Annotated in this window: 8 protein-coding genes; 5 read left to right on the top strand and 3 right to left on the bottom strand. The window is 72.1% G+C overall.

Translation table 11 applies throughout. The features are described 5' to 3' along the window. The first annotated feature begins 113 nt into the window (after positions 1 to 113). Entirely contained in the window at positions 114 to 905 is a 792-nt protein-coding gene (locus TN53_RS20455; RefSeq protein WP_046260013.1) for a TIGR04222 domain-containing membrane protein, read from the top strand. Between the two features lie 98 nt (positions 906 to 1003). After that, the gene (locus TN53_RS20450; RefSeq protein ID WP_046260012.1) at positions 1004 to 2626 is read left to right on the top strand and encodes an alpha/beta hydrolase; all 1623 of its coding nucleotides are present in this window, start codon (positions 1004 to 1006) and stop codon (positions 2624 to 2626) included. Here TN53_RS20450 and hemQ read toward each other — a convergent pair whose 3' ends face one another. Both hemQ and hemG read right to left on the bottom strand, forming a co-directional pair. Beyond that, positions 2627 to 3358: a hydrogen peroxide-dependent heme synthase gene (hemQ, locus tag TN53_RS20445; protein ID WP_046260011.1), complete on the bottom strand. Its 732-nt coding sequence runs from the start codon at positions 3356 to 3358 to the stop codon at positions 2627 to 2629. It lies immediately after the preceding gene. Positions 3359 to 3363: 5 nt separating this feature from the next. Further along, a complete protein-coding gene (gene hemG / locus TN53_RS20440; protein WP_046260010.1) occupies positions 3364 to 4815 on the bottom strand; it encodes a protoporphyrinogen oxidase in 1452 nt (483 codons plus the stop codon). A gap of 157 nt (positions 4816 to 4972) precedes the next feature. Between hemG and TN53_RS20435 the strand changes: the two genes are divergently transcribed. Next, on the top strand, positions 4973 to 5956 hold the full coding sequence (locus TN53_RS20435; protein WP_046260009.1) for a DUF4349 domain-containing protein: 984 nt from the start codon (positions 4973 to 4975) through the stop codon (positions 5954 to 5956). A 27-nt stretch (positions 5957 to 5983) separates the two neighbouring features. After that, entirely contained in the window at positions 5984 to 7369 is a 1386-nt protein-coding gene (locus tag TN53_RS20430) for an FAD-dependent oxidoreductase (RefSeq protein WP_046260008.1), read from the top strand. A gap of 3 nt (positions 7370 to 7372) precedes the next feature. Here TN53_RS20430 and TN53_RS20425 read toward each other — a convergent pair whose 3' ends face one another. Continuing rightward, a complete protein-coding gene (locus TN53_RS20425; RefSeq protein ID WP_046260007.1) occupies positions 7373 to 7696 on the bottom strand; it encodes a hypothetical protein in 324 nt (107 codons plus the stop codon). 217 nt (positions 7697 to 7913) lie between these two features. Between TN53_RS20425 and TN53_RS20420 the strand changes: the two genes are divergently transcribed. Next, entirely contained in the window at positions 7914 to 8732 is an 819-nt protein-coding gene (locus tag TN53_RS20420; RefSeq protein WP_046260006.1) for a rhomboid family intramembrane serine protease, read from the top strand.

Genomic DNA, 8732 nt, shown 5'->3' with positions numbered 1-8732 from the left:
CCACCAGCCCACCCCCGCCCGAGCCCTAAGGGGAACGTCACATACCGGCAAACACTTGTCCGGATTGTGAACAAGGCATGGCCAGTCCAGACCATCTCGCATAGAACAGCGTCATGTTCTGGGTCCTTCTCCTGCTGCTGGCCTGGGCCGCCGCCGGAACCGCGTGTACCCGGCTGTGCCTGGCCGCCGTACACGCCGCGGCCGACGATGTGGACGCGGGTCACGGACACGACCTCACGCTCTACGAGGCGGCGTTCCTGTCCGGCGGCCCACGCCGGGTCGCCGACCTCACCCTCGTCTCCATGGCCCGCCAGCGCCGGCTGCTGCTCGCGCACACGGGCTGGGCGACGGTCGTCGACCCGCGCGGCCAGGACGAGATCGAGCGCTCCGTCATAGGGGCGATCGGCCCGGAGGGGCAGTCCCGTATCGCCCCGGTCCGGGACGCCGCCGCCACCGCGGCCCCGGTACGCGGTCTCGCAGACCGTCTCGTCCGCGCCGGCCTCGCCGTGCCCGACGGGGCGCGCACGACAGTCGCGGCCGCGGTCCGCCAGGTGCAGATCGCCGTGGTCGTGGTCCTCGCACTGGGCGCGATCGCGCTGCTGACGCCCGCCCCGTCGGACGTACCGCGCCATCTGATCGCCCTCTGGTTCGCGCTCCCCCTCGCACTGACCCTGAGCTGCCTGGCCATCGCGCGCATCGAGGTGCACCCGTACTCTCGGTGGGCCTCCCCGGCAGGTCAGCGGCTGCTCGGTGCCCTGCCCCGGCGTGCCGGCAGCGGCGACGACCGTACGTACCTCACCACCGTCGCCGTACGAGGCGTCAGCGCGGTCGGCGAACCGGACCTGCGCGCGGCCTTCGCCGACCGCGAGCAGCACTGGCGCGCCGGGCACACCAGGGGCGCATAGGGGGCATTGGCGCCGACACCGGCCGGGTGGTGCTTGCCTTCGCCGACAACCGAACGAAACATCCCTTTTGTTGCTGCCGTGCACTGAAGGGATACGCCATGAGAGCCCCCGCCCTCTACTCGGCCGCCGGGACCTTGCTCCTGACCACTCTCGCCGCCGCCCCGGCCGGCAGCGCGTCGGGCGGATCTGCTGCTCCCGGCGCGGCCGAGGTGCGCGGCACCGCGACGGCCGCCGCGCGCGCCCAGACCGAGGGCATCACCTTCGGCAAGTGCGCCGAGGTGGAGGACCTGCCGGGCAACGTCCAGTGCGGCACGGTGTCCGTCCCGCTCGACTACACACGCCCCGACGGGAAGCAGATCAAGCTCACCGTCAGCCGCGTGCGGGCCACCCACAAGGATCCGCACAACAGCAAGCGCAAGGTGCCCCGGCAGGGCGCCCTGGTCTTCAACCCGGGCGGTCCGGGCGCCTCCGGCATGTACTTCCCGTTGATCGGCGTGGTGCCCGAGTGGAAGCGGCTCGCGGCCGCGTACGACCTCGTCGGCTACGCCCCGCGCGGGGTGGGCCGTTCGGCGCCCCTGTCCTGCCAGGACCCCCGGCACTTCTTCAAGGCGCCCACCCTGGCACCGACGTACCCCTCAAAGTCGTACAAGCAGGAGCGCATCGCGCAGGCGAAGGCGTACGCGCGCGGCTGCGCCGAGCGGGCGGGCGGTGCGCTGCGGCACTACACCTCGCTCAACAACGCCCGTGACCTCGACGTCCTGCGGGCCGCGCTGGGCGAGGAGAAGCTGACGTTCATGGGGGCGTCGTACGGCACCTACCTCGGGGCGCTGTACGCGACGCTGTTCCCCTCGCACGTACGGCGGATGGTGTTCGACTCGGCGGTGAACCCGGATCCGACGCAGGTCTGGTACCGCAACAACCTCGACCAGTCGGCCGCGTTCGAGGGCCGCTGGGCGGACTTCCGGGACTGGATCGCCAAGCACGACAAGGTGTACGGGCTCGGCGACACGGCGGAGCGGGTGCAGCGCAGCTACGACAAGGCGGCGGCGCAGCTGGCGGCGGAGCCGGCGGGCGGGAAGGTCGGGCCCGGGCAGTTGCAGGGGGCGTTCCTGACGGCCGGGTACTACGACGACTACTGGCCGCACCGGGCGGAGGCGCTGTCGGCGTATCTGAAGGGCGACCCGAAGCAGCTGATCCTTCAGGCGGGGCCGCATCCGGAGGCGGCGAAGGAGGCGGAGAACGGCAACGCGGTCTACACGGCCGTCGAGTGCAACGACGCGCCCTGGCCGACGGAGTGGAAGGTGTGGGACCGGGACAACACGCGACTGGCGCGGGTGGCGCCGTTCGAGACGTGGGACAACGTCTGGATGAACCTGCCCTGCGCGTACTGGTCGGCGCCGCGTCAGGAGCCGCTGGATGTGCGGACCGGTCCCGGTGAGCTGCCGCCGACGCTGATCCTGGCGGCCGAGCGGGACGCGGCGACGCCGTACGACGGCGCCCTGGAGATGCACCGGCGGCTGTGGGGCTCGGTCCTGGTGACCGAGCGGGACGCGGGCACGCACGGCATCGCGGGCGGCCCGAACCCGTGTGTCAACGGGCACGTGGACGCGTACCTGCTGGAGGGCAGCCTCCCGGTGCGGCGCGCGGCCTGCGCACCGCACCCGGAGCCCAAGCCGCGCGAGCACTCCCGGAAGAAGTCGGCCGCGCGGCCCGCGGCCTGATCAGGCGAGGCCCGCGACCAGCTCCGCGATGTCCTTGCGGCGGCCCGTGTAGAACGGGACCTCCTCGCGGACATGCATACGGGCCTCGGAGGCACGCAGATGGCGCATGAGGTCGACGATGCGGTACAGCTCGTCGGCCTCGAAGGCCAGCATCCACTCGTAGTCGCCGAGCGAGAACGAGGCGACCGTGTTGGCGCGGACGTCCGGGTAGCCGCGGGCCATCTTGCCGTGGTCGGCGAGCATGCGGCGGCGGTCCTCGTCGGGCAGCAGGTACCAGTCGTAGGACCGCACGAAGGGGTAGACGCTGACGTAGTTGCGCGGCGTCTCGTCGGCGAGGAACGCCGGGATGTGCGAGCGGTTGAACTCGGCGGGGCGGTGCAGCGCCATGTTCGACCAGACCGGCTCCAGGGCGCGGCCCAGCTTGGTTCGGCGGAAGAGGTTGTACGCCTCCTGCAGTTGGTCGCTGGTCTCCGCGTGCCACCAGATCATGAGGTCGGCGTCGGCGCGCAGCCCGGACACGTCGTAGGTGCCGCGGACGGTGACGTCCTTGGCGGCGAGCTGGTCGAACAGCTCCTGGACCTCGTCGGCGTAGCCCGCGCGGTCCTCGGGGAGCACGTCCTTCAGCTTGAAGACGGACCAGAGCGTGTAGCGGATGACCTCGTTGAGGTCCTTGGCCAGCTTGCCCTTGTTCGGGATCCGGCCGGCCTCGGGGGTGGGGGCTTCGTTGCTCATGGTCCTTATTCTCCTGCTCCGCCGTGCAGACTCTGCACCGGGTTGGCGGTGAGCTCCTGCACACCGCGGTCGTCCCCATGGATCTGGTCGACCGCCGCGTACGCGCTCGCGATGCACGCCGGGATGCCCACGCCGTCGTACTGCGCGCCGCACACGGCGAGGCCCGGGAGCTCGGCCACGTGTTCTCGGATGCGGGCCACGCGCGTGTGGTGGCCGACGGGGTACTGGGGCAGGCCGTCGGTCCAGCGGGTGACGCGGGTTTCGAGAGGCGTGGCGTCGAGGTCGGTGGCGGCCTTGAGGTCGTGCCGGGAGACGTCCACGAGCTCGGCGTCCTCGCGCTCCAGGATCGCCGTCTCGCCGTAGCGGCCGACGGAGGTGCGCAGGACGACGACGTCGGGGTTCTCGTCGGCGATCCAGCCCCACTTCTGGGAGGCGAACGTGGACGCCTTGATGGTGCGGCCGTCCACCGGCGGTACGAGGAAGCCGCTGCCCGCGGGGAGGGCGGTGTCGGCGCGGCGGTAGGCGAGGGTGATCAGGGCCATGGAGGCGTACTCCACGGTGGCCAGTTCGGCGGCGGCCTCGGGGGCTTCGGCGCGCAGGAGGTCCGCGGCGGCGGGAGCGGGGACGGCGACGACCACGGAGTCGGCGTGCAGGACCCGGTCACCGGCGACGACCCGCCAGCCTTCGGCTTCTTCGCGGCGCAGTCCGGTCACGGGCGTGTCGGTGAGGATCTCGCCCCCACGCGCGCGTACGGAGTCGGCGACGGCGAGCGGCAGGCTGCCCACGCCACCCTCGATGCCCATGAAGACGGGCCCGGTCTGCTGGTTGGCGGCGGCCTTCGCCTGGATCTCGCGGACCGCTTCCGTCAGCGAGGTGTGGGTCTTGGCGGCCTGGAAGAGCTGCGGGATCGCCGAGCGCATCGAGATGCGGTAGGCGTCGCCCGCGTACACGCCGCCGAGCATGGGCTCGATGAGCCGGTCGACGACCTCGCGGCCGAGGCGCTCCGCCACATACGCGCCCACCGCCACGTCGTCGCCGACCTCCGTGCGCGGCAGGACGGCGTCGCGATCGATGCGGGCGAGGCCCTTGTCGGACAGGACGCCGGAGAGGGCGGCCGCGGTGCCGGGGACGCCCATCACATGGCCCTTGGGCATGGGGCGCAGGGCGCCGCGGGTCCAGATCGAGGCGGTCGCGGTGGCCGGCGGCCGCAGGCGGCTGTCGAGACCCACCTCGCGGGCGAGCGCGATCGCTTCCGGTCTGCGCGCCAGCATCGACTCGGCCCCGAGGTCCACGCGCGCCCCGGCGATCTCACCGGGCAACAGCTTGCCGCCGACGCGGCCGGACGCCTCCAGGACGGTCACCCGTGCCCCGCGCTGCAGCAGCCGGTGCGCGGCGGCGAGGCCCGCGATCCCGGCTCCGATGACGACGACGTGCTCCGGCGTACCTGATCCGCTCATGGCTCCACCCTCTCAGACGCCACCGCCGGTCCGGCCAGAGCCATACGGCCCGTCCGAGTCCTGACCGTGACCGCATCGGGACCGTTGTGCTCCAACGTTCCGGTGCGTCCCGGCGTCGAAGGAGCGTCAGTTCGTCACGACCCTCGGGGGTAGGCCCATGCGCGCACCACGTTCCGTACGACCGGTCCAGGCCTTGGCCGGGCTCCTGCTGGCCGCGGCCCTCGCCCTGACCGGCTGCACCGGCTCGGGGGACGATTCCGGCAGCGGCCTGGGTGACTCCGACGCCGCCCAGTCGCAGGCCAAGGAGGCCGCCCCGGGCGCCGCCGCGGACGACTCGGCCGGCGGTGGCAAGCAGGCCACCACCGCGCCCAGGCTCCCGACGAGCCACATCATCCGCACCGCCGAACTGACCGTGCAGGTGAAGAACGTACCCAAGGCGCTGGAAGCGGCCCGTACGGCCACCGTGAACGCGGGCGGCTACGTCGGCAAGGAGTCCACCGTCCGCGACCACGAGGGCACCGAGGAGACGCAGGTGACCCTGCGGGTGCCCGCCGACCGGTACGAGGAGGTCCTGGCCGAACTGGAGGGCTCGGGCAAGCTGCTGGAGCGTACGGCGAAGGCTCAGGACGTCACCGATCAGGTCGTCGACGTGGAGAGCCGCATCAAGACGCAGCGCGCGAGCGTGGCCCGGATCCGGGAGCTGATGGACCAGGCCACCAAGTTGAGCGATGTGGTGACCCTGGAGGGCGAGCTGAGCATCCGTCAGGCCGACCTGGAGGCACTGCTCGCCCGGCAGGCGTCCCTGAAGGACCGCACGAGCCTGGCCACGATCAGCCTGTCCCTGTCCGAGAAGCCCGTCGAGAAGGCCACCGAGGACGACGACCCGGGGGTCCTCGACGCCCTGGCGGGCGGCTGGGGCGCGTTCGTGTCGATGCTGCGCTGGATCGTGGTCGCCCTGGCCGCGGTACTGCCCTTCGCCGCGGTACTGGCGCTGATCCTGCTGATCTGGCTGCGCTGGGTGCGCCCCCGGCTGCCCCGCCGCCCGGCCCCGGCGGGCGCGTCGACCGCGCTGGGCCCGCTGCCGACGGCCCGCCCGGCGCCCCAGCCGGGACGCACCGAGCAGCAGGGTGAGCAGGACTGAAATGCCCTGCGCCCGTAGCGTGTTCGCATGAACATCAGCGCTGCGAACGAGCGGCTTGTCGTGATCGGCGGCGACGCCGCGGGAATGTCCGCGGCGTCGCAGGCACGCCGGCTGAAGGGGCCCGGGGAACTGGAGATCGTGGCGTTCGAGCGGGGCCACTTCACCTCGTACTCGGCCTGTGGCATCCCGTACTGGGTGGGCGGCGACGTCGAGGAGCGCGATCAGCTGATCGCCCGTACGCCCGAGGAGCACCGGGCCCGTGACATCGATCTGCGCCTGCGCACGGAGGTCACGGAGATCGACGTGGCCGGACAGCGGGTACGCGCGCGTGACGTCGATTCGGGGGCCGAGTCCTGGACGTCGTACGACAAACTCGTGATCGCGACCGGAGCCCGGCCCATCCGCCCGGAGATGCCGGGGGCCGACGCCCCGGGCGTCCACGGCGTGCAGACCCTGGACGACGGCCAGGCCCTGCTCGACACACTGACACGCACGCGTGGCCGCAAGGCGGTGGTGGTCGGCGCCGGCTACATCGGCGTCGAGATGGCCGAGGCCCTCATCAACCGCGGCTACGAGGTGACCGTCGTCAACCGCGGCAGCGAGCCGATGTCCACGCTCGACGCGGACATGGGCCGCCTGGTGCACGAGGCGATGGAGGGCATGGGGATCACCATGGTCAACGACGCCGAGGCCACCAAGGTCCTGACCGGCGAGGACGGCCGGGTGCGCGCGGTGGCCACGCAGGACGCGGAGTACCCGGCGGACGTGGTGGTGCTGGGCATCGGCGTACGCCCGGAGACCTCGCTGGCCAAGGCGGCGGGCCTGCCCGTGGGGCACCACGACGGGCTCCTGACCGACCTGGCCATGCGGGTGCGCGGCCACGAGAACATCTGGGCGGGCGGCGACTGCGTGGAGGTCCTGGATCTGGTCTCCGGACAGGAACGGCACATCGCGCTCGGCACCCACGCCAACAAGCACGGCCAGGTCATCGGCGCGAACGTGGGCGGCGGTTACGCGACCTTCCCGGGCGTGGTCGGCACGGCGGTCAGCAAGGTCTGCGACCTGGAGATCGCCCGCACGGGTCTGCGGGAGAAGGACGCGCGCAGGGCGGGGCTCCAGTTCGAGACGGTCACCGTCGAGTCCACGTCCCGCGCGGGCTACTACCCCGGCGCCTCCCCCATGACGGTGAAGATGCTCGCCGAGCGCCGCACGGGGCGGCTCCTCGGGGTGCAGATCGTCGGGAGGGAGGGCGCGGGCAAGAGGGTCGACATCGCGGCGGTCGCGTTGACGGCCGGAATGACGGTGGAGCGGATGACGGCCCTGGACCTGGGCTACGCCCCGCCGTTCAGCCCGGTGTGGGACCCGGTACTGGTGGCCGCCCGCAAGGCCGCGCTGAAGGTGCGGGCCTCCTGACGGCTATGCCGAGCCGTTGATCCTCTCGATGGCCTGGCGGGCCTGGTCGGCGGCCGGGCGGGGCGGCAGGGACGAGACGGAGGCGCTGGGGGCGGCCACCGCCGGCGGCTGCTCCCCCGCCGGTTTCGCGTGGGCCGCGGGCCGGGTCGACCGCAGCCGGTGGCTCACCGCCTCGTCGAGGGTCACGGGTCGCTGCATCTGCGAGGCGAGCCGCCCCGCGTCCTGGCCCAGCCGGGCCACGTCTTCCCAGGGCAGCCGCAGCACGACGGCGACTTCCGCCTCGCCGTCCGGCAGTGCGTGGATCGGAGGGGTAACTCGGTCGTTCATCGCCTGTTCCTCACGTTTACCCCGCGACCCGCCTTCCCCGTGTCGCGGACGGTTGAGGAGTCATACGCACGCGTGCGTGCCCGCGTTCACTCAGGTGTGCTTCGCGATGTCCACGCCGGGCTTTCCAGTCGACCGCTTTTCTGCTGGGGGTCCGGGGGTCATCCCCCGGGAAGACACAACACCGATTCGCGGACCGCATCGGGGGCAGTACTTCCTTGTGGTCATCCCCGTCCATGACGTGAACCCGGTGCGTCGCACCCCCGTGGTGACGTACGCGCTGATCGCCGCGAACGCGCTGGTCTTCCTGTACACGCCCGGCCTCGCCGGCTCCGTGGCGGGCGACAGCAGCCTGTCCCAGCTCTGCCATCTGCAGGCGTTCCTGGATCACTACGCGGCGGTGCCGCAGGAGCTGATCCACCATCAGCTGCCGCAGGTGGTCCCCTCCGGTGACGTGGGTCCGGGCGGCACGGGCTGCGCGGTCGGCCCGCCGACGTACGACAAGTCACCCGTGCTGTCCGTGTTCACCGCGATGTTCCTGCACGGCGGCTGGCTGCACCTGCTGGGCAACATGCTCTTCCTGCTGATCTTCGGCAACAACGTCGAGGACCGCATGGGCCATGTGCGGTTCGCGCTCTTCTACGTCGTCTGCGGCTACGCGGCGTCGTACGGCTTCGCGCTGCTCAACGACGACTCGGGCGACCCCCTGATCGGCGCGTCCGGGGCCATCGCCGGGGTGCTCGGCGCCTATCTGGTGCTGTATCCGAAGGCCAGGGTGTGGGTGCTGGTGCCGTTCCTGGTCTTCCTGCCGCTCAGGCTGCCGGCCTGGCTGGTGCTGGGCTTCTGGTTCGTGCTGCAGGCGGTGTACTCGTCCGGCGAGGGCGTCTCCGACGCCGGGACCGTGGCGTACGCGGCGCACATCGTGGGTTTCCTCGCGGGCATGCTGCTCGCCTGGCCGCTCAAGGCGGGCACACCCCCGCCGCCGGAACCGCGCGGTCTGCTGTTCGGCAGGAAGGCACGGCCCCGGCACACCTGGTAG

Origin of the sequence: Streptomyces sp. WM6386 (assembly GCF_000972385.1) — a bacterium.
GTDB lineage: Bacteria > Actinomycetota > Actinomycetes > Streptomycetales > Streptomycetaceae > Streptomyces.
This window is presented reverse-complemented; position numbering and strand designations above follow the sequence as displayed.